Raw genomic sequence first — 21465 nt, 5'->3', positions numbered from 1 at the left:
GCGGCAAGACCTGTGGAACCATTGACATTTGCCGCTCAACCCTCTTCAGGCAGGAGATCTGCTTTGCGTGAACTGGTTCGGACCAACGATATGGTGCTGGTGTCAGCGATCGGCGCGCTGCTCGACGGCGCCAACATCCATCATCTGGTGTTGGACCAGAACATGAGCATCATCGAAGGCTCGCTCGGCATTTTGCCGCGGCGGATCCTGGTCCATGAGGACGATGCCCACGAGGCCCGGCAGTTGCTCACCGAAGCCGGCCTCAGCCACGAACTGCGCCGCGATGACTGAGGCGGCGATCGATATCACCGAGGATGCCTTTCTCGGCGGACAGTTGCTCCTGAAGCAGAAGCGGTCCGGCCATCGCGCCGGGCACGACGCTATTTTGCTTGCGGCGGCGACGGAGGCCCGGGCCGGCGACCGCGTGGTCGATCTCGGCGCCGGCATCGGCGCGGCCGGGCTGGCGCTGGCCCGGCGCGTGGCCGGCATCCACCTCAGCCTGGTGGAGATCAATCCCGAGTTGGCGGAGCTCGCGCGCGCCAACGCGGCGGCGAACGCGATTGCTGCCGAAGCGATTGTGCTCGACGTCACGGCCGATGCGCAGGTCTTCGTGGCACATGGGCTCGTGCCTGACAGCGTCGATCATGTGCTGATGAACCCACCCTTCAACGATCCGTCGCGGCATCGCGGCTCGCCGGATCAGGCGCGCCACACCGCGCATGTCGCGACGGAGGAGACGCTGCATGCGTGGGTGCATGCAGCGCGGCGCATCCTCCGATCGAACGGTGTGTTGACCCTGATCTGGCGAGCGGATGGGATTGCGGAGGTCTTGGCAGCGCTGTCACGCGGCTTCGGCAGCCTGTCGATCCTGCCGGTTCATGGCGAGGAGGCGCGACCCGCGATCCGCGTGCTGGTGCGCGCAGTCAAAGGCGGCCGGGCCCCGACGCGATTGCTGTCGGGCCTCGTGCTCAACGATGAGTCACGCGTGCCTAAAAAAGAGGTGAGGAATATTCTTGAGGGGAGGGCTGTCTTGCCGCTGGCGGAGCCGTAAAGGCCTACTGCGGAAGCGATTCCGACTGCTGTTCTTGCGGGGAGGTAAAGCGAATCGCCGTGAAAAGCGCACCGATCAGCATCAACAGCAGATAGATCTTCATGGCATTTCCTCCGCTGCTTCATTGCAGCTTCCCAACGGGAAATCTGCAAAACACGTTCCAGGCACTTCCAATGACAGTCGCGTGATAAGAAATGATTAATCAGAGGTAACGGCATGGCCGAACAATTGAACGATCGCGCAGGTTCCGGCCTGGCCGACAAACTGATGCAATATCTGCCGGCGCGCTTCCGCCCCGGCACGGCGGTGGTGCCGGTGGTGCGGCTGTCGGGCGTGATCGGCGCGGTGACGCCACTGCGCCCGGGCATGACGCTCGCGGGTCTCGCGCGGGTGCTGGAGCGGGCGTTCTCGGTCCGCAACGCCAAGGCGGTGGCGCTGGTAATCAATTCGCCCGGCGGCTCGCCGGTGCAGTCGCGCCAGATCTATCTGCGCATCAAGCAGCTCGCGGCGGAGAAGAAGCTGCCGGTGCTGGTGTTCGTCGAGGACGTCGCGGCCTCCGGCGGCTACATGATCGCCTGCGCGGGCGACGAGATCTTTTGCGATCCGTCCTCGATCCTCGGCTCGATCGGCGTGGTCGGCGGCAGCTTCGGTTTCCAGGAGGCGATCAAGCGGCTCGGCATCGAGCGGCGCCTCTACACGGCCGGCGCGCACAAGGCGATGCTCGATCCGTTCCTGCCCGAAAACCCTGACGACGTGGCGAAGCTGAAGGCGCTCCAGCGCGAGATCCACCAGATCTTCATCGCGCTGGTGAAGGAGAGTCGCGGCGTGCGGCTGAAGGGCGCCGACGACACCCTGTTCACCGGCGAATACTGGGCCGGCGAGAGTTCGATCGCGCTCGGCTTGGCCGACGGCATCGGCGATCTCCGCTCAACTCTTCGTGCCCGCTACGGCGAGAAGGTTCTCACCCCCGTGATCGCGCAGCCGACGGGGCTGCTCTCCGGCATTCTGGGACGAAAATCGCCCGGCGCGGGCCAGCTTTCGGCCCTGGAATCAATGGCCGGGCTGCCGGATGAGCTGATCTCGGCGGTCGAAACCCGCGCGATCTGGGCGAAATTCGGGTTCTAGCGCGCGCCCTCCCGCGCCATTTGGTCCGGGCCGAGCCAATTGCGGCGCGGCCCGGTCTGCGCAAGAATGCGCGCGTGGGGGCTGAGCATTGTGAACAAGGAACGACCGATGCCGCCGTTCGTCGCATTCGCGGGCGTCTTGGGCGGGCTTGCCGTGGTCCGCTGGGCCTACAAGACCGCACTCCGGATCAACCAGGAGCTGGAGGAGATGCGCCTCTCGCGCGTCGCCGAGGCCGCCCATATGGGGGACATCCAGACCCTGAAGCGTGACCCCGTGACCGGAGCCTACCGGCCGGGTTAGCCGCCCCACAAACCGCTGCCGTAGGGTGGGCAAAGCGAAGCGTGCCCACCACCGGCCTTTCAGTTTCGGAAAGATGGTGGGCACGGCGCTGACGCGCCTTTGCCCACCCTACCGCATCGTCCCCGGACGATGGCCATTTGGCCCGAATCCGCCCCCTTTGCCTTGATTCCCATCCCCGCCGTCGATACGGTCCCGCGCGATTCAAAACCCCCCGCGAGAGCCCGATCTGACGATGGACGCCTCATTGCCCGCCCATATGCGCCCGGAACGCTCGTTCCAGGGCTTTATTCTCGCGCTCCAGCGATTCTGGGCCGAGCAGGGCTGCGTCATCCTGCAGCCCTACGACATGGAGATGGGCGCGGGCACCTTTCATCCGGCGACCACGCTCCGCGCGCTCGGGCCGAAGCCCTGGAACGCCGCCTATGTGCAGCCCTCGCGCCGGCCCAAGGACGGCCGCTACGGCGAGAACCCGAACCGGATGCAGCACTACTACCAGTTCCAGGTGATCATGAAGCCGTCGCCGCCGAATCTTCAGGAGCTGTACCTGAAGTCACTCGCCGCGATCGGCATCGATTCCGCCATCCACGACATCCGCTTCGTCGAGGACGACTGGGAGAGCCCGACACTCGGCGCCTGGGGCCTCGGCTGGGAGTGCTGGTGCGACGGCATGGAAGTCAGCCAGTTCACCTATTTCCAGCAGGTCGCGGGTGTCGAATGCGCGCCGGTCGCGGGCGAACTCACCTACGGGCTCGAACGCCTCGCGATGTATGTGCAGGGCGTCGATCGCGTCTACGACCTCAACTTCAACGGCCGCGACGGCGACGCCAAGGTCACCTATGGCGATGTGTTCCTGCAAGCCGAGCGGGAATATTCGCGGCACAACTTCGAAGTCGCTGACACCGCGATGCTGTTCGAGCAGTTCAAGATGGCGGAAGCGGCCTGCAGGAAATATCTCGAAGCAGGCTGGAAGGACGGCAAGCGCGAGGCGCATCTGATGGCGCTGCCGGCCTATGACCAGTGCATCAAGGCGAGCCATGTCTTCAACCTGCTCGATGCGCGCGGCGTGATCTCGGTGACGGAGCGGCAGAGCTACATTTTGCGCGTGCGTGAACTGGCAAAAGCCTGCGGCGAAGCCTGGGTGCACACCGAAGCCGGTGGAGCGGCCTGATGCCCGAATTGCTGCTTGAACTGTTTTCGGAAGAAATCCCCGCGCGCATGCAGGCGAAGGCGGCCGACGATCTGCGCCGCATGGTCACCGACAAGCTCGTTGCCGAAGGCCTCGTCTACGAAGGCGCCAAGGCGTTCGCGACGCCGCGCCGCCTCGCGCTGACCGTGCACGGCATTCCCGCGCGCCAGCCTGACCTGAGGACCGAACGCCGCGGACCGAAAATCGGCGCGGCCGATGCGGCCGTGCAGGGCTTCCTGAAAGCGACAGGTTTGCAATCCCTCGACGAAGCCAAGATCCAGCGCGATCCGAAGGGCGATTTCTACATCGCGCTGATCGAAAAGCCGGGCCGCCCGGCGATCGAGGTGCTCGCCGAAATCCTGCCGGTGATCATTCGCACCTTCCCTTGGCCGAAATCGATGCGCTGGGGCGCGCGTTCCGGCAAACCGGGCTCGCTGAACTGGGTGCGTCCGCTGCACGCGATCACCGCGACCTTCGGCATCGAAACCGAAGAGCCCGACGTCGTGACATTTGCGATCGACGGCATCGAGACCGGCCAGACCACCTACGGCCATCGCTTCATGGCGCCGGCTGCTATTCAAGTGCGCAGGTTCGAGGACTACGAAGCCAAGCTGAAGGCCGCCAAGGTCATTCTGGATCCGCAGGCGCGCAAGGACATCATTCTCGCCGACGCCAAGGAGCTGGCGTTCGCGCAAGGCCTTGAACTGGTCGAGGACCAGGTGCTGCTGGACGAGGTGTCGGGCCTCGTCGAATGGCCGGTCGTCATGATGGGATCGTTCGAGAGAGAATATCTCGCGATCCCGGACGAGGTGATCCGCGCCACCATTCGCAACAACCAGAAGTGCTTCGTCGTTAGGGATTCCAAGACGAGCAAACTGACCAACAAGTTCGTGCTCACCGCCAATATCGAGGCGCCCGACGGCGGCAAGACCATCGTCGCCGGCAACGAACGCGTGATCCGCCCGCGGTTATCGGATGCAAAGTTCTTCTACGAGACGGACCTCAAGACCAAGCTCGAGGATCGGCTGCCGAAGTTCGAGCAGATCGTGTTTCACGAGAAGCTTGGGACGCAGGCCGAGCGCATCAAGCGCATCGAGCGCCTTGCAGCGGAGATCGCGCCGCTGGTCGGTGCCGACGTCGCCAAGGCCACGCGCGCCGCGCATCTTGCGAAGGCGGATCTGCTGACCGAAGTCGTCGGCGAATTCCCCGAGGTGCAGGGCCTGATGGGCAAGTACTACGCGCTGGCCCAGGGCGAGGATGCTTCCGTCGCTGCCGCCTGCGAGGAGCACTACAAGCCGCAAGGGCCTGCCGATCGCGTGCCGACCGATCCAGTCAGCGTCGCGGTGGCGCTCGCGGACAAGCTCGATACATTGGTTGGCTTTTGGGCGATTGATGAGAAGCCGACGGGCAGCAAGGACCCGTATGCGCTGCGTCGTGCCGCGTTGGGTGTGATCCGTCTGATTGCCGAGAACGCGCTTCGGCTGTCGCTCATGAAGTTAGCTGCGTCCGGACTCGCTGGCTTGTCGGTGAAGTCGACCGACGCGCAGAAAATTCCAAGCGATCTGCTCGCCTTCTTCGCAGACCGCCTCAAGGTCCAGCTCCGTGAGCAGGGCGCGCGGCACGATCTCGTCGACGCCGTGTTCGCACTCGGCGGCCAGGACGATCTCCTGATGATCGTCCGCCGCGTCGAGGCGCTCGGAAAGTTCCTCGAGAGCGACGACGGCAAGAACCTGCTCGCCGGCATCAAGCGTGCGAGCAACATCCTTGGCATCGAGGAGAAGAAGGACAAGCGCATGTTCGACGGCGCGCCGGATGCTGCGCTCTACAGCCTTGGCGAGGAGAAGGCGCTGGCCAAGGCGATCGGCGAGGTGAAGGTGGAAGCAAGTGCCGCCGTCGCGAAGGAAGATTTCGCCGTCGCCATGAGCGCGATGGCTAAGCTGCGTCCACCGGTCGATGCGTTCTTCGAAAAAGTTCGCGTCAACGATGACGACCTTGAGGTGCGCGAGAACCGCCTGAAGCTGCTCAACGAAATCCGCAGCGCCACGCGTGCGGTCGCGGATTTTTCGAAGATCCAGGACTGATCTCGTGCCCGGATGCTGCGCAGTGCGCCGCCCTTCGCGGCGTGATGCGCAGCTGAGCCGGGGCCCACGCTCCGTGCACGCGGCTTCTGGGTCCCGGGTCTGCGCTGCGCTTGCCCGCGACACGAGAGAAAAAAGCCCCGCCCGGCGGGGGGAAGACCGGGCGGGGCCTGATGTCCGACTACGCGATGCGCGTCAGCCTGATTGACGCGCCGGACATCGAGTTGTGCAGAGCGTTTTCAAGCGAAGTGGGTACCGGTTCGCGTGAAGAAAACGCGTCCAAACAAGAAGCTAGTCCATCACCTCGACGATGCGCCGCGAGCGCGGCTCGACCAGCACGGTTTCACCGTTCACGACGGTGTAGCGATAGGTCGTGGCGCCGAAACGTTGCGGCACGTCATAATAGGTGACGCCGGTCTCGGGTAAGGTGGCGCCGACCACCACGCGATCCGGAATGCTGAAGGCTGGCACACGTTGTTCGACCACATAGTCGCGGAAGGCCGGCCGCTGTTCGACCGCGATGGTCGGGCCGCTGTCGACGACGGCGGGCGCGCGTCCAACCGTGGATTGCGCAGACGCCGCGATCGGCGGGCCGAGCGCGATGCCAAGCGCTGCGAGGGCGAGAATCCTGTTCCGCATGGGCAACTCCTTCGAAATGATTTCAGCCGGCGCCAGTGGCGCGACCGGTTGCCAATGCATGCGACTTGGCAATGTTCCGGGAAATGCGCGGCCACATTCGCGGCAATTTCGGGCAGTTTTTGCGAAGCCGGGAACTCGCGCCGGCCCTACTGCGTCTCTACCAGCGGAACCCGGTCCGCTATGATCCGCCCGCGATTCGCCTCACGCCACAGGAAGACTTTTCATGCATCTCACCGTCGCCCACATTTCACCGATCCTGTCGCTGATCGCGGGTGTGCTCATCCTGATCATGCCGCGCCTTCTCAACCTGATCGTTGCGATCTTTCTCATCATCAATGGTGCGATCGGGCTCGGATTGTTGAGGTGGCTCCATCTCTAGGCCTTCATTTTCCGGAACTGTTCGACTTGCGCGGGCCTGCCCAAAGTGGTGTAAGGCCCGCAATTCCCGTCCCTCTCGCAGGTTGTGTGCAAGCTATGGCCAAAGCCGCCTCGAAGCCTAAGAAACTCCCAGCGAAATCAAAGTCTTCCGCCAAGGCGAAGGCCGCGCCGGCGGCCCGCAAGGCACTCCCCAAGAGCGCCCCGAAGCCGGTGGCCAAGCCGGCTGCCAAGCCCGCCGCGAAGGCTGTGACCAAGCCTCTCGCGCCGAAGGTTGCCGCGAAGACCGCACCAATCAAGGCAGCACCGACCAAGGCGGCGCCTGCCGCGGTCAAGGCCGGCAAGTGGGTCTTCACGTTCGGTGACGGCAAGGCCGAGGGCCGGTCGGAGATGCGCGACCTGCTCGGCGGCAAGGGCGCCAACCTCGCGGAAATGGCCAATCTCGGCCTGCCGGTGCCTCCGGGCTTCACCATCCCGACCTCGGTCTGCACCTACTTCTACGCGCACGACAAGAACTATCCGAAGGAGTTGCAGTCGCAGGTTGAGAAGGCGCTGGACTATGTCGGCAAGTTGACCGGCAAGGTGTTCGGCGACACCAGGAATCCGCTGCTGGTCTCCGTGCGCTCCGGCGCGCGCGCCTCGATGCCGGGCATGATGGACACCGTGCTCAATCTCGGCCTCAACGACGAGACCGTTGAAGCATTGTCGGAGCTGTCGGGCGACCGCCGCTTCGCCTATGACAGCTATCGCCGCTTCATCACCATGTATTCCGACGTGGTGCTCGGCTTCGAGCATCATCACTTCGAGGAAATCCTCGACACCTTCAAGGACAGCCAGGGCTATACGCTCGATACCGATCTGTCGGCCGAGGACTGGGTCGATCTGGTCGGCAAGTACAAGGACGCAGTCGCGCGCGAAACGGGCAAGGATTTTCCGCAGGATCCGCACGACCAGCTGTGGGGCGCGATTGGTGCGGTGTTCTCATCCTGGATGAACGCGCGCGCGGTGACCTACCGCAAGCTGCACGACATTCCGGAATCCTGGGGCACGGCGGTCAACGTGCAGGCCATGGTGTTCGGCAACATGGGCGAGACATCGGCGACCGGCGTTGCCTTCACGCGCAACCCCTCGACCGGCGAGAGCAAGCTCTACGGCGAGTTCCTGATCAACGCGCAGGGCGAGGACGTGGTGGCGGGCATTCGCACGCCGCAGGACATCACCGAGGATGCGCGGAAGGAATCGGGCTCCGACAAGGCGTCGATGGAATCGGCGATGCCGGAGGCCTTCAAGGAGCTGACGCGGATCTATACGCTGCTCGAGAAGCACTACCGTGACATGCAGGACATGGAGTTCACGGTCGAGCAGGGCAAGCTCTGGATGCTCCAGACCCGCGGCGGCAAGCGTACCGCCAAGGCGGCGCTGCGCATCGCGATCGAACTCGCCAATGAAGGCCTGATCTCGAAGAAGGAAGCGGTGACGCGGATCGATCCGGCCTCGCTCGATCAGCTGCTGCATCCGACCATCGATCCGGACGCCAAGCGCGACGTGATCGCGACTGGCCTGCCGGCCTCGCCGGGTGCTGCCTCCGGCGAGATCGTGTTCTCCTCGGACGAGGCGGCCAAGCTTCAGGGCGACGGCCGCAAGGTCATCCTGGTCCGCATCGAGACCAGCCCCGAAGACATCCACGGCATGCATGCCGCCGAAGGCATCCTGACGACCCGTGGCGGCATGACTTCGCACGCCGCCGTGGTGGCGCGCGGCATGGGCAAGCCCTGCGTCTCCGGCTGCGGCACCATCCGCGTCGATTACGGCCGCGGCACCATGAGCATCGGTTCGCGCACCTTCAAGGCCGGCGACGTCATCACCATCGACGGCTCGCTCGGCCAGGTTCTGGCCGGCCGCATGCCGATGATCGAGCCGGAGCTTTCCGGCGAGTTCGGCACGCTGATGAACTGGGCCGACCAGGTCCGCAAGATCGGCGTCCGCGTCAATGCGGACACGCCGGAGGACGCGCGCACCGCGATCAAGTTCGGCGCGGAAGGCATCGGTCTCTGCCGCACCGAGCACATGTTCTTCGAGGAGACGCGCATCCGCACGGTGCGCGAGATGATCCTCTCCGAAGACGAGCAGTCGCGTCGGGCTGCGTTGGCAAAATTGCTGCCGATGCAGCGCGCCGACTTCGTCGAGCTGTTCGAGATCATGAAGGGCCTGCCCGTCACGATCCGCCTGCTTGATCCGCCGCTGCACGAGTTCCTGCCGCACACCCATGCCGAGGTCGAGGAAGTGGCGCGGGCCATGAACACTGACCCGCGGCGCCTGGCCGACCGTGCGCGCGAGCTCTCGGAGTTCAATCCGATGCTCGGCTTCCGCGGCTGCCGCATCGCGATCGCGTATCCAGAGATCGCCGAGATGCAGGCGCGGGCGATTTTTGAGGCTGCGGTCGAAGCCGAGAAGCGCACCGGCAAAGCGGTGGGCCTCGAGGTGATGGTGCCGCTGATTGCAACCAAGATGGAGCTCGACCTCGTCAAGGCGCGCATCGACGCCACCGCGAAAGCCGTGATGCGCGACACCAACAGCAAGCTCGTCTATCAGGTCGGCACCATGATCGAACTGCCGCGCGCCTGTCTGCTCGCGGCCGAGATCGCCGAGAGCGCCGAGTTCTTCTCCTTCGGCACCAACGATCTGACGCAGACGACCTACGGCATCAGCCGTGACGATGCCGCGAGCTTCCTCGGGACCTACGTGTCCAAGGGCATCCTCCCGATCGATCCCTTCGTCGCACTCGACCAGGAAGGCGTCGGCGAGCTCGTCAAGATTGGCGTCGCGCGCGGCCGCAAGACGCGCGCCTCGCTCAAGGTCGGCATCTGCGGCGAGCATGGCGGCGATCCCGCCTCCGTCGCCTTCTGCCACACGATCGGTCTCGACTACGTCTCCTGCTCGCCATACCGCGTGCCGATCGCCCGCCTCGCCGCCGCGCAGGCCGCACTCGGCAAGGCGGTCGCGAGCCAGGCGTAAGCGAAGGGTTCGGTTTTGAATTGAGAGAGGCGGGGCCAAACCCCGCCTCTTTTGTTTTGAGCGACACCGCATCCACATCGGCGAGCGCCACACACTCACTGTCATCGCCCGGCTTGACCCCGCCCTCGCGGGGCATGACAGCTGTGGTGTGGAAGCGCTTCTCGCGACAGTGGGAACCGCGCGCGTCCCGTAATGATACGCGCCATCAAGAGTTCCTTCACCATTCGCGTTGACCAGATGTTTACCGCGTCACGTGAGGCGGCATTTACCAACGCGCACAATCACCCCGTGAAAACACCTGAGACCGCTTGAGTGTGCTGCGCGCGCAACGCCGATTAACGCCCCGGCAACCTAAATTAGATACTCACGATAAAGATCGAATTGCACGGATGTACTGCGGCTCGATTTTCCTGGCGTAAGCGTAGCGTGAGCGTATCGATGTTTGTGTTGCGTAACCATCCGAAGGGCGCGCGGTTCGCGTCCTTCGGAATCGGTCTCTGCATCTTCGCATTGATGCCGAGAGAGACCGGCTATCAGGACATTGCCTCCTTGCTGGCGCGCCAACCCGGCGTCGCCGAGCGCTGGCAGAAGCAGGTATTTTCTGCGGCGTCCTCCATACAGCTCGCCACTTACAGTTTTTCCCGGCCGATTGGAACGTCAGTGCCGCAGAGCGCGATGGTTCGTCTCGCGAACCTTGATGGTCGCGACGTCACCGGCGCCTTGACCCGCAGCAATCCGGCGCTCCAGGCGCCGCCGCGCTACCAGGCCGCCGATTTCCCCAAGGTCGACCGCGCGCTGAAGGGTGATCGCCTCGCCACCGCGACGCCCGCGCCGGCCCCGGAAATGGCTGCTCCGTCCGCGGCCCCCGCGCAGCAAGATCCCACAACCTCCAACGGCTCGGTATTCGGCGCCAAGACCGTCACACTGCCGCACGCGATGTCGCCGGAGTCCGCGGCGGCGCTCGATCCCGAGCTCCAGGAGGCGATGCGCGCGCCGCCATTGCCGCAATATGCCAATCCGCCGAAGGCCGACGACAATGCGCTGTCCTTTGCGGCCCAGCCGCTCGACGCGCTGAAGCAAGCGGCGATCGCGCCGCCACGCGATCCCTTCAGCGTGAAGACCTCGAACCTGTTCTTCGGCAGTTCCTCGCTCGGCGGCAATCTCGAGAGCATCGAAAGCTGGCAGCCCGGCGCCGAGCCACTGATCGTGATGGCCGATCCCGACATGAAGGTGACGGCCTCGCTGTCGCCGCCATCGGAGGATGTTGCAAGGGACATCGAAAGCGGCGAGAGCGTCGCGCCGAAGGGTGAGGTCAACGCCGACAACCAGCGCGCCAAGTCGCCGGCGGAGCGGTTGGCGCTGGACGACAAGTCACGCGTGAAATCGGAAAAGTGCCTCGCCGAAGCCATCTACTTCGAGTCCCGCGGCGAGGCCGTGCGCGGCCAGATCGCGGTCGCGCAGGTGGTGATGAACCGCGTGTTCTCCGGCAAATATCCGGACACGGTGTGCGGCGTGGTCTATCAGAACAAGTATCGCCACCTCGCCTGCCAGTTCACCTTTGCCTGCGACAACAATCCCGACGTGATCCGCGAGCCCGAGATGTGGGAGCGCGCCAAGAAGATCTCCAAGGCGATGCTCGACGGCCAGATCTGGCTGCCCGAAGTCGGCAAGTCCACGCATTACCACGCCTATTGGGTGCGTCCGTCCTGGGTCGCCGAGATGAAGAAGACGTACAAGTTCGGCGTCCACACATTCTACCGGCCACGCGCCTGGGGCGACGGCGACGAGGAACCGAGCTGGGGCACGCCGGCGCAGACCGCCGCGCTTTCAGCCGAACTCGCCCAGGAAGCCAAGAGCTCCGCCGAGATGGGCGTGAGCGAACGACGGTAGTTTACTTCACAAGAGTTCGTCGTGCCCGGGCTTGTCCCGGGCATCCACGTTCTTCGCACCGAGTGGCAAGGCGTGGATGGCCGGGACAAGCCCGGCCATGACGGAGACGGGAGCTCGCCTCACGCCTCGATATCCAGCGCGCAGTCGAAATTCGGGGCCGAATGCGTCAGTGCGCCGGATGAGGCGTAGTCGACGCCGGTCGCCGCGATGGCCGCGATCGACTCGAGCGTGATGCCGCCGGACGCCTCCAGCGCGACGCGGCCTTCCGCCATCCTCACCGCCTCGCGTAGCGTCGCGATATCCATGTTGTCGAGCAGCACGGCCTCGGCGAGTCCGGTGTTGAGCGCCTCGCGCAGTTGTCCAAGCGTATCGACCTCGATCTCGATCTTGACGAGATGTCCGACATGGGCGCGGGCGCGCTCCAGCACCGGGCGGATGCCGCCGGCGACTGCGATGTGGTTGTCCTTGATCAGGATCGCGTCGTCGAGGCCAAAGCGATGGTTGAAGCCGCCGCCGCAGCGCACCGCGTATTTCTCCAAAGCACGCAATCCCGGCGTGGTCTTGCGCGTGCAGCAGATGCGCATCTTGGTGCCTTCGGTCCGGCGAACGTAGTCGGCCGTAAGCGTCGCGATACCCGACAGGCGGCCGACGAAATTCAGTGCGGTTCGCTCCGCCGTGAGGATGGCGCGGGCCGGGCCGGAGATCGTCAGCACGTGCTGCCCACGGGCAACGTACGCGGCATCGCGGACATGCGCGCGCACCTCGATGTCGGGCGAGAGCTTGTGCAAGGTCGCCAGCGCCAGGGGTAATCCGGCGATCACGCCGGACTGACGCGCGACGAGGATCGCCTGCGCCTTCGTTGCTTCGGGAATCGTCGCAAACGAGGTGATATCGCCGGCGCGGCCGAGATCCTCGTCGAGCGCGCGGTGCACGGCCTCGTCGATCGCAAGCGGAGAGAGGAAGGCGTCGGGATTGAGCAGTGAGGTCGGGGTGATCATGGAAGGCTCCGTCAGGCGATCATGGCTTGGGCGCTGCGCGGCAGCGGGTGTTCGGTGAGGCTTTCTGCGACCTCGTGCGCTGCTGCGAGCGTGGTCATGGTTCGTTGCATCAGCACAGGCATGTCCGCCGGATGGTCGGAGCGGAAATGCGCGCCGCGGCTCTCGCGTCGTGTCCATGCCGAGGCGGCCACCAGCAGGGCTGCTGTCGCCATGTTGCGTAGCGCAATGCTCGTTGCCTCGCGTTCGAGTGTCGCAAAGCTGCGCACGGCGTCTGCGAGACCATCGGCGTCTCGGATCACGCCGACACACGCGCTCATCATCGCCCGCAGCCGCTTCACAACCGCTGCATCCAGCGCGCCGCCGCGCGGCGTCACCAGTATGTCGGGAAGCCGGGCAGGCGAGGGAATGGCGCGGCCGGCGATGTCGTCGGCGATGCGCGCGGCATAGACCACGGCCTCGAGCAGCGAGTTCGACGCGAGCCGGTTGGCGCCGTGCGCGCCGGTGGACGACACTTCACCGCCGGCCCAGAGCCCGTCGATCGAGCTGCGGCCGCGCGCGTCGGCCGCGATGCCGCCCATGTGATAGTGGGCGGCCGGCGCGATCGGGATCGGTTGCTTGGCGGGATCGATCCCGGCAGCGATGCAGCTTGCATGCACCGTCGGGAATTTTTCGGCGAAGCGCGACCCAAGTGCCTGCCGCGCATCGAGGAATGCGCCGCGCCCGGCCACGATCTCGGCGAACACGGCGCGGGCGACGATGTCGCGCGGCGCAAGCTCGGCAAGTGGGTGGCACGCGGTCATGAAGCGTTCGCCATTGCCATTGATCAGCGTCGCGCCTTCGCCGCGCAGTGCCTCGGTCGCGAGCGGCGCCGGATCGCGTCCGGCCATGATGGCGGTCGGATGAAACTGCACGAACTCCGGATCGGCAATCACCGCGCCGGCGCGGGCCGCAATCGCAAGGCCTGATCCGCTCGCCTCGGCCGGATTGGTGGTGACCGCATAGAGATGACCGATGCCGCCGGTTGCGAGCACCACCGCGCGCGAGGCGATCATCATCGGCCTCGCCAGGAAACTGCCGGCCTCGCGCAACTGAAGGCCGGTGACGGCGCCGTTCTCGGTGAGGAGAGCTTCGGCGACAAAACCTTCGATCAGGCGGATCGACGGCGTGCGGCGCACGGCCTCGCTCAGCGCCGCGATGATTGCGGCACCTGCCCCGTCGCCCCGCACATGCACGATACGCCGCGCCGAATGCGCGGCCTCGCGCCCGACAGCAAGCTTGCCTTCGAGGTCGCGGTCGAACGGCACGCCGTAAGCCAGCAGATCATGAATCCGCGGTGCGGCCTCGCGCGCGATCCCAAGCGCAACCGTTTCGTCGACGATACCGCCGCCGACGGCGATGGTGTCGGCGGCATGCGCCTCGGGACTGTCGCCTTCGGCCACGGCGGCGGCGATGCCGCCTTGCGCCCATGCGGATGATGCGCCCTGTCCGAGCGGCGCCGCCGAGATCAGCGTCACCGGGCGCGGTGCGAGCTTGAGCGCGCAAAACAGTCCGGCAAGGCCGCCCCCGACGATGACGACGTCGTCGGTGCTGCGGGTGAGGTTGTGGATGTTGTTTGTCATGGATCTCTCCAAGCTCTCAACTGTCGTCCCGGCGAAGGCCGGGACCCATACTCCGCAGCGGGAGTTGTTGCGCGGAGCTGTTCAACGTCGTTCTTCGCAACCACGCCTTCCGGTGGTTATGGGTCCCGGCCTTCGCCGGGACGGCAGCATTGTTTGTTGCTAGTTCTTCAAATTGATCATCCGCTCGACCGATCGCCGCGCGCGCACCGCAAGCTCGGGATCGATCGTCACCTCCTCACCAAGCGTCAGCAGGCTCTCCAGAATGTTGGCGAGCGTGATGCGCTTCATGTGCGGGCAGAGATTGCAGGGGCGCAGCATCTCGACGTCCGGAAGTTCGGCGCGCACGTTGTCGGCCATCGAGCATTCCGTGATCATGACCAGCCGCCGCGGTCGTTTCGCGCGTACCCAGTTGATCATGTGCGCGGTCGAGCCGGTAAAATCGGCTTCCGCCAGCACGTCCGGCGGGCATTCCGGATGCGCGATGATCTGCACGGACGGATCGGCCTCGCGATAGCTGCGCAGCTCCGCGCCGGTGAAGCGCTCGTGCACCTCGCAGGCGCCCTTCCAGGCGATGATCTTCACGTCGGTTTTCGAGGCGACGTAGCTCGCCAGATAGCGGTCGGGCAGGAAGATCACGCTTGGCGCGTTGAGGCTCTCGACCACCTGCACCGCGTTCGACGATGTGCAGCAGATGTCGACCTCGGCCTTCACCTCCGCGGACGTATTGACATAGGCCACCACAGGCACGCCGGGAAATTTTTCGCGGAGCAGCCGGACGTCCGCGCCGGTGATGCTGGCTGCGAGCGAGCAGCCCGCGCGTGAGTCCGGGATCAGCACCGTCTTGTCCGGATTGAGCAGCTTCGAGGTCTCCGCCATGAAGTGCACGCCGCACTGTACGATGACATCGGCTTTCACCTTGGTGGCCTCGACCGCGAGCTGAAGCGAATCGCCGCCGATGTCGGCGACGCAGTGAAATATCTCCGGCGCCTGGTAATTATGGGCGAGGATCACGGCGTTGCGCGCCCTCTTGAGCTCGTTGATCGCCTTGATGGTCGGTGCCATCAGCGGCCACTCGATCGGCGGGATCACGTGTTTCACGCGCTCGTAAAGAGACGCGGTGGCCTGCTCGACCTCCGGCGTCCATTCCAGCAACGGCATCGGCAATGCGGGGCCCGTTGGCGCGGGCGCAACGTGGGCGGAGGTGGTTTCGCTCGGCGGCCGATTGGCAAAGTCGTCAGGGCCGTAAATTCCAGTGATCGGCATCGAAGCCTCCCGTGTAAGTTATATATACTCAAGATGAGTATATATAGAGCCCGAGAAATCCGGCCGTGGGGCCGGGCACATTTCATCGCTCTAATATGCTCACTCTGAGTAGATCTAAGATAACACGCCTTTTGGAGCGCCGCTAGGTATGGCCACACACATTCTCGTTAAGTCGGCGTCCGTTCGAGGCCTCGGTGAAACGCAATGCTCCCGCGGCAGCTCTTCGTAGAACGCAATCATTTTTGGCTTTGGATTTTCATGCAGTTGCATTAAACGGCTGGACTGGCGGTGGCCTGTTTGCGGATCCGCTAACGACAGGTGAGGAATTCGATGTCGACACAAGCGCGCGAGCTCGGTGCGGTCTCACGATCCTCCAACTGGCGCACCCCGGCGGTCATCATCCTCTGCGGCTGCGCGATCGCCATGCTCGGTTTCGGCCCGCGCTCGGCGCTCGGCTTCTTCGTGCAGCCGATGAGCCATGAATACGCCTGGGGCCGTGACGTGTTTGGCCTCGCCATCGCCTTTCAGAATTTGCTGTGGGGACTGGGTCAGCCACTCGCCGGCGCGATCGCCGATCGCTTCGGCCTGTTCCGGGTGATGTGCGTCGGCGCGCTGCTCTATGCCGGCGGTCTGTTGCTGATGCGCTATTCCTCGACGCCGCTGTCGCTCAATTTTGGCGCGGGCGTGATGGTCGGCTTTGGCCTCGCCGGCTGCTCGTTCAATCTGGTGCTGTCGGCGTTCAGCAAGCTGCTGCCGGCCGAGAAGCGCGGCCTTGCGCTCGGTGCCGGCACCGCGGCGGGCTCGTTCGGCCAGTTCCTGTTCGCGCCGATCGGCGTCGCACTGATCGACAATTTCGGCTGGCAGCAGGCGCTCACCGTGTTCGGCTTCCTGATGCTGCTGATCATCCCGCTGGCGCTGGCGCTGTCGACGCCGGCGGTAGAAAGCTCCGCAAGCAAGGCACCGGCGGACGAGCAGACCTTCACCAAGGCGCTCGCCGAGGCGTTTAGTCATCGCTCCTACGTGCTGCTGGTGCTCGGCTTCTTCACCTGCGGCTTCCAGCTCGCGTTCATCACGGTGCATCTGCCGGCCTTCCTGGTCGACCGCGGCATCTCGACGCAAACCGGCGGCTGGGTGATCGCGGCGATCGGTCTGTTCAACATCATGGGCTCGCTGAGCGTCGGCTATCTCCAGAACTCGCTGCCCAAGCGCTACATTCTCTCGACCATCTATTTTACGCGCGCGCTTGCGACGCTCGCCTTCATCTCGTTCCCGATCACCCCGTTCTCGGCGATCGCGTTTGGCGCGATCTCCGGCCTGACCTGGCTGTCGACAGTGCCGCCGACCTCGGCGCTGGTGGCGCTGATGTTCGGCACGCGCTGGTTCGCGACGCTGTATGGCTTCGCCTTCGTCAGCCATCAGGTCGGCGGCTTCCTCGGTGTCTGGCTCGGTGGCATCGTGTTCGAGCGGTTCGGTTCCTACACGCCGATCTGGTGGCTCTCGATCCTGTTCGGCGTGCTCTCGGCGCTGATCAATCTTCCGATCGTGGAGAAACCGGTCTGTAGAGCGGTTGCGCAGCCTGCCTGATCGGCTAAACATCCCCTGAAACAAGTCAGGGAGTTCAGTCGTGGCCACATTCAAGGCGATCCGGATCGACAAGGTGGACAAGAGCACGACCGCCGCGATCACGCAGTTCGACGAAGCCGAGCTGATGGAAGGCGATGTCACCGTCAGCGTGGAATGGTCGACGCTGAACTACAAGGACGGCCTTGCGCTCACCGGCAAAGCGCCGGTGGTGCGTCGCTTCCCGATGATCGCCGGCATCGATTTCGCCGGCACGGTCGAGCAGTCCTCCCATCCGCAATGGAAGGCGGGCGACAAGGTCGTCTGCACCGGCTGGGGCATGGGTGAGACCCATCTCGGCGCCTATGCCGAGAAGGCGCGGGTGAACGGCGACTGGCTGGTCGCTTTGCCGCAGGGCCTGTCGGCGCGCGACGCCATGGCGATCGGCACCGCGGGCTTCACCGCGATGCTCTCGGTGCTGGCGCTCGAGAAACACGGCCTGTCGCCGAAAAGCGGCCCCGTGGTGGTGACCGGCGCGGCCGGCGGCGTCGGCTCGGTCGCGACCGCGGTGCTCTCGAAGCTTGGCTACCACGTCATCGCCTCGACCGGCCGCGCATCCGAGGCCGACTACCTGAAGGAGATCGGTGCAGCTGAAGTCATCGACCGCAACGAATTGTCGGCGCCGGGCAAGCCGCTCGCCAAGGAGCGCTGGGCCGGTGGCGTCGACAGCGTCGGCTCGACCACGCTCGCCAACCTGCTGTCGATGACGAAATATGGCGGCGCGATCGCCGCCTGCGGTCTCGCGGCCGGCATGGACCTGCCGTCCTCGGTTGCCCCGTTCATTTTGCGCGGGGTGTGCCTTCTCGGCATCGATTCCGTGATGTGCCCGATCGAACCCCGGAAGGCCGCCTGGCAGCGCCTGGCATCCGATTTGGATCGGACGAAACTATCTGAAATAACTCAGGAAATTCCGCTCGCCGAAGTTCCCGAATGGGGCGCGAAAATCCTCGCCGGCCAGGTCCGTGGCCGCATCGTGGTAAAAATTGTCTAACGGCGTTCAGACTTTACCAACCAAGCTGCTTCAATGTCGCCATGGTTAGTATGGTAAGCAGCGGGTAAAGAGATACGGCATCGCCCGCTGCGGGTTTGGTTCGGAGTAGAGCATGCTTGCGCGTATTGTGTTGGGGGCTGTCACGGCGGCCGTGACGTTTGCGCCGGCCATTGCCGGAAGCATGAACGCCGATGAGGCGCGCCGCTTCGTTGCCGGCAAGGTGTTCGCCTTCACCTGTTTCGACGGCACCCGCGGCGCAGGCCGTATCCTCGATGATCTCGGCGCCGCCGGCGCCGTGCAGTTCTCCGGTGCGGGTCCGGTGCGCCATCTCCGGCTGCCCGGCAACACGCTCCAGATCCGCGGCCAGAACGTCTGCGCCTCGATCAAGGGCATTCCGTTCGAGCCCTGTTTCAACCTTGAAAAGACCGACGATCGCAGCTTCCGCGGCTCGGTGTCGGGCATGGGCTTCGCCTATTGCGACTTCCACCACCAGGGCGGCAACCAGATGCTGATGGCGCGCGCTGTCGCGCGTCCGCGCTCGCTGCGTGCGCCGGAGCAGACCGGTTCGGTCAACTCATCCAGCACCGAGGTCGCAGCGCGCGTCGAGACGCCGCGTGTCGAGAGCAGCCGGATCGAACCGGTGAAGTCCGAAGCCAAGTCCGAAGCCAAGTCCGAGCCCGTCAAGATCGAGGGCCCGCTGGAATTGCGCCGCTCGACCCAGTGAACCGGCCGCGCGCCACTCTTCGCGCACTTTGTCGTTGAAGACATTATCGAGCACGAAGCCGCCGCGCCGTAGTCATACGGACGGCGGCTTTCATGCCTTGGTAGCGACTGGCGCCCCAGCTTGCGTGACGGCCGGGGGCGCGGCCCTACACAAGGGTTCAACGATGTCGCTGTATTTCTTCCGCATCAGCACCGGCCGCTATTCCGGCGCCGCCGATCAGCCGTACGAATTCGAGGATCGCTCCGCCGCCTGGACCGAGATGACCGAGGTGTGCGCCAATTTTCTCGGCAGCATCGCACGCAATTTGAAGCCGAACGCCGAGTGGAGCATGGAGCTGCTCGACGAAAACAAGAAACCGGTATTCCGCATCAGTCTGGTCGGCGAGACGGTGCGCTGACGCGGCTGCCAGCGGCGGGTGGCGTTAACGAACAGGACAATTGCAAATTCGCGAGTCGTGGCTCGGCTGCGCGTGAAAAGTGTGCAAGTCGCGTGATTTGAGCAGCGTTTCCCGTATTTCTACCAACGCCGCAGCCTCAGCACTTAACGTTAATGAGGAACATGCCGGTTAGCCTGCCCAGGCTGTTTACGCGCTTCGCCGCGCCAGTTCGTATCCTGGGAAATGCTTTGATGATGTTCATTCAGAATCTGCGAATTGGCACCAAACTCGCCATTACCTCGGCACTGACCATCGGCCTCGTCGCGCTGATGATCTTTCTCCAGATGAGCGGTGATGTGGAGGTCCAGAAGCTCAGCAATGGGGCATCCGGACAGCAATCGATCGCGCAAAACGCTGCGGAAGCGAAGGCGTCGGTCCGCGGGATGCAGATCGGCATTCGCGACATCCTGACGTCCTCATCGCCGGCCGAGATGCAGAAGGCCGTAACCTATTTCAACGACCGCCAGACGGCGGCCCTGAAGTTCTCGGATGAAATGGCAAAGCTCTCGCATTCGCCGGAGAACCGCAAGCGGATCGATCGGCTGACCGTGCTGATCGGCAACTTTCAGAAGGGAGAGCAGCAGATCGAGACGATCCGCAAGCAGGAGCTCGTGCTCGACGCGAAGAAGGACGGCGAAGCGGCGGCGCAGCTCGCAAAGCTGGTGGCCGAGGTCGACCGCATCCGCAAGGAAACACTCGCTCCGATCAACGAAGAGATCTCCGAGCTAGCCAACGACATCACCAACTTTGCCAAGCAAAGGAGTGTCGAGACTCGTGCCGCAGCGGAAGCGGAGGCTGCGTCGGTTGCGCGCACGTCGCTCGTCACTGGCGTGATGGTCGCGATGGTCCTGATCGGTGCGTGCATCTTCTCCGTCTTCAGCATCGCGCGGCCGATGCGGGCGTTGACGCTGGCGATGGATAAGCTCGCCGGCGGCGATTTCTCCGTGGTGCTGCCGGGTCTCGGCCGCAAGGACGAGGTCGGCGAGGTCGCCGGAGCCGTCGAGAAATTCAAGATCGTGTCCGAGCAGAAGGTGCGCGAGGAAGCGGGAGCCAAGATGCGGCAGGACCAGATCGCGTCCGAGCAGCGCAAGGTGGAAATGCGCAAGCTTGCCGACAGCTTTGAAGGCGCCGTTGGCGAGATCGTCGGTACCGTGTCATCGGCCTCGACCGAGCTCGAAGCGTCCGCCACCACGCTCACCTCGACCGCGGAGCGCACGCAGAAACTCACGACGATGGTCGCGGCCGCCTCAGAAGAAGCCTCCACCAACGTGCAATCGGTGGCGTCGGCGACAGAGGAGCTGTCGTCCTCGATCACCGAGATCAGCCGGCAGGTGCAGGAATCCGCGCGCGTGGCGAGGGAAGCCGTCGGCCAGGCCCGCATCACCACCGAGCGCGTCAGCGAGTTGTCCATGGCGGCGACGCGGATCGGCAACGTTGTCGAACTGATCAACACCATCGCCGGCCAGACCAACCTGCTGGCGCTCAATGCCACGATCGAAGCGGCGCGTGCCGGAGAAGCTGGCCGCGGTTTCGCCGTCGTTGCCTCCGAGGTCAAGGCGCTCGCCGAGCAGACCGCGAAGGCGACCGGTGAGATTGGGCAGCAGATTGCCAGCATCCAGACCGCGACCGAGCAGTCGGTCGGAGCGATCAAGGACATCAGCGGCACCATCGAGAAACTGTCGGAGATCTCCTCGACCATCGCAGCCGCCGTCGAGGAGCAGGGCGCGGCCACGCAGGAAATCTCCCGCAACGTGGCGCAGGCCGCCCAGGGTACCGAGCAGGTGTCGTCCAACATCGCCGACGTGCAGCGCGGTGCGAGCGAGACCGGATCCGCCTCCTCGCAAGTCCTGTCCGCCGCGCAGATGCTGTCGGGTGACAGCGATCGCCTCAAGCTCGAGGTCGGCAGGTTCCTCGACTCGGTGCGGGCAGCGTGACGGCGCGGGCCGTCCGTTCGGATGCTGCATTTCGCGAACGCCGTGCGATGGTGCGGCTCTACGAGATATCGCTGCGGCTGCAACAGGTGGTTGCAAAGAAAAACGCAAACGGGGTCGCGCCCGTAGTTTTACGTAGGTTCCTGTTAACGGCTGTTTGCGATTATGAGCGCAATCTTACCGGACAAGAACCAGCCAGCATTGTTGGAATGACTTCCGCCCTG

The 21465-nt window shown here is 64.6% G+C and carries 18 protein-coding genes; 14 read left to right on the top strand and 4 right to left on the bottom strand.

Annotation, left to right across the window (positions count from 1 at the left end; translation table 11 throughout):
* Positions 1-63: 63 nt before the first annotated feature.
* The 6 genes from ABIB73_RS26655 to glyS all read left to right on the top strand — a co-directional run bounded on the left by ABIB73_RS26655 (position 64) and on the right by glyS (position 5743).
* A complete protein-coding gene (locus ABIB73_RS26655) occupies positions 64-291 on the top strand; it encodes a putative signal transducing protein (RefSeq protein WP_354228758.1) in 228 nt (75 codons plus the stop codon).
* Positions 284-1051 (top strand): tRNA1(Val) (adenine(37)-N6)-methyltransferase, encoded by a 768-nt coding sequence (locus tag ABIB73_RS26650; RefSeq protein ID WP_354228756.1) that lies wholly within the window; start codon positions 284-286, stop codon positions 1049-1051. Before ABIB73_RS26655 ends, ABIB73_RS26650 begins: the two co-directional genes overlap by 8 nt.
* Positions 1052-1267: 216 nt before the next feature.
* On the top strand, positions 1268-2176 hold the full coding sequence (locus ABIB73_RS26645) for a S49 family peptidase (RefSeq protein ID WP_354228754.1): 909 nt from the start codon (positions 1268-1270) through the stop codon (positions 2174-2176).
* A 108-nt stretch (positions 2177-2284) separates the two neighbouring features.
* Positions 2285-2476 (top strand): hypothetical protein, encoded by a 192-nt coding sequence (locus tag ABIB73_RS26640; RefSeq protein WP_354228855.1) that lies wholly within the window; start codon positions 2285-2287, stop codon positions 2474-2476.
* Between the two features lie 232 nt (positions 2477-2708).
* Positions 2709-3644, top strand: a complete 936-nt coding sequence (locus ABIB73_RS26635) for a glycine--tRNA ligase subunit alpha (protein ID WP_354228752.1) — start codon at positions 2709-2711, stop codon at positions 3642-3644.
* Positions 3644-5743: a glycine--tRNA ligase subunit beta gene (gene glyS / locus ABIB73_RS26630; protein WP_354228750.1), complete on the top strand. Its 2100-nt coding sequence runs from the start codon at positions 3644-3646 to the stop codon at positions 5741-5743. Before ABIB73_RS26635 ends, glyS begins: the two co-directional genes overlap by 1 nt.
* 288 nt (positions 5744-6031) lie before the next feature.
* Here the strand turns inward: glyS and ABIB73_RS26625 are convergent, their stop codons facing one another.
* The gene (locus ABIB73_RS26625) at positions 6032-6379 is read right to left on the bottom strand and encodes a DUF1236 domain-containing protein (RefSeq protein ID WP_354228748.1); all 348 of its coding nucleotides are present in this window, start codon (positions 6377-6379) and stop codon (positions 6032-6034) included.
* 223 nt (positions 6380-6602) lie between these two features.
* Between ABIB73_RS26625 and ABIB73_RS26620 the strand changes: the two genes are divergently transcribed.
* From ABIB73_RS26620 to ABIB73_RS26610, 3 genes are all read left to right on the top strand, one after another.
* On the top strand, positions 6603-6758 hold the full coding sequence (locus ABIB73_RS26620) for a DUF3096 domain-containing protein (RefSeq protein WP_082078741.1): 156 nt from the start codon (positions 6603-6605) through the stop codon (positions 6756-6758).
* A 95-nt stretch (positions 6759-6853) separates the two neighbouring features.
* Complete coding sequence (gene ppdK, locus ABIB73_RS26615; protein WP_354228746.1) at positions 6854-9769, top strand: pyruvate, phosphate dikinase; 2916 nt, start codon at positions 6854-6856, stop codon at positions 9767-9769.
* 438 nt (positions 9770-10207) lie between these two features.
* Positions 10208-11659: a cell wall hydrolase gene (locus ABIB73_RS26610; RefSeq protein WP_354228744.1), complete on the top strand. Its 1452-nt coding sequence runs from the start codon at positions 10208-10210 to the stop codon at positions 11657-11659.
* Positions 11660-11778: 119 nt separating this feature from the next.
* On the opposite strand, the gene nadC is transcribed toward ABIB73_RS26610, so the two are convergent.
* The 3 genes from nadC to nadA all read right to left on the bottom strand — a co-directional run bounded on the left by nadC (position 11779) and on the right by nadA (position 15539).
* Positions 11779-12657, bottom strand: coding sequence for a carboxylating nicotinate-nucleotide diphosphorylase (gene nadC, locus ABIB73_RS26605; RefSeq protein WP_354228742.1), 879 nt, complete (start codon positions 12655-12657; stop codon positions 11779-11781).
* An 11-nt stretch (positions 12658-12668) separates the two neighbouring features.
* Positions 12669-14276, bottom strand: coding sequence for an L-aspartate oxidase (locus ABIB73_RS26600; RefSeq protein ID WP_354228740.1), 1608 nt, complete (start codon positions 14274-14276; stop codon positions 12669-12671).
* 159 nt (positions 14277-14435) lie between these two features.
* A complete protein-coding gene (nadA, locus tag ABIB73_RS26595; RefSeq protein WP_354228738.1) occupies positions 14436-15539 on the bottom strand; it encodes a quinolinate synthase NadA in 1104 nt (367 codons plus the stop codon).
* Positions 15540-15869: 330 nt separating this feature from the next.
* Between nadA and ABIB73_RS26590 the strand changes: the two genes are divergently transcribed.
* The 5 genes from ABIB73_RS26590 (at position 15870) to ABIB73_RS26570 (ending at position 21244) form a co-directional block, all read left to right on the top strand.
* Positions 15870-17123 (top strand): MFS transporter, encoded by a 1254-nt coding sequence (locus ABIB73_RS26590; protein ID WP_354228736.1) that lies wholly within the window; start codon positions 15870-15872, stop codon positions 17121-17123.
* 40 nt (positions 17124-17163) lie between these two features.
* A complete protein-coding gene (gene acuI / locus ABIB73_RS26585; protein WP_354228734.1) occupies positions 17164-18150 on the top strand; it encodes an acrylyl-CoA reductase (NADPH) in 987 nt (328 codons plus the stop codon).
* 112 nt (positions 18151-18262) lie between these two features.
* Positions 18263-18874 (top strand): hypothetical protein, encoded by a 612-nt coding sequence (locus ABIB73_RS26580; RefSeq protein ID WP_354228732.1) that lies wholly within the window; start codon positions 18263-18265, stop codon positions 18872-18874.
* 163 nt (positions 18875-19037) lie between these two features.
* Positions 19038-19271 (top strand): DUF6894 family protein, encoded by a 234-nt coding sequence (locus tag ABIB73_RS26575; RefSeq protein WP_354228730.1) that lies wholly within the window; start codon positions 19038-19040, stop codon positions 19269-19271.
* 230 nt (positions 19272-19501) lie between these two features.
* The gene (locus ABIB73_RS26570; RefSeq protein ID WP_354228728.1) at positions 19502-21244 is read left to right on the top strand and encodes a methyl-accepting chemotaxis protein; all 1743 of its coding nucleotides are present in this window, start codon (positions 19502-19504) and stop codon (positions 21242-21244) included.
* Positions 21245-21465: the final 221 nt, after the last annotated feature.

It is taken from the genome of Bradyrhizobium sp. F1.4.3 (assembly GCF_040548375.1).
GTDB lineage: Bacteria > Pseudomonadota > Alphaproteobacteria > Rhizobiales > Xanthobacteraceae > Bradyrhizobium.
The sequence above is the reverse complement of the archived record's forward strand: the minus strand, read 5'-3'. Positions and strand labels throughout refer to the sequence as shown.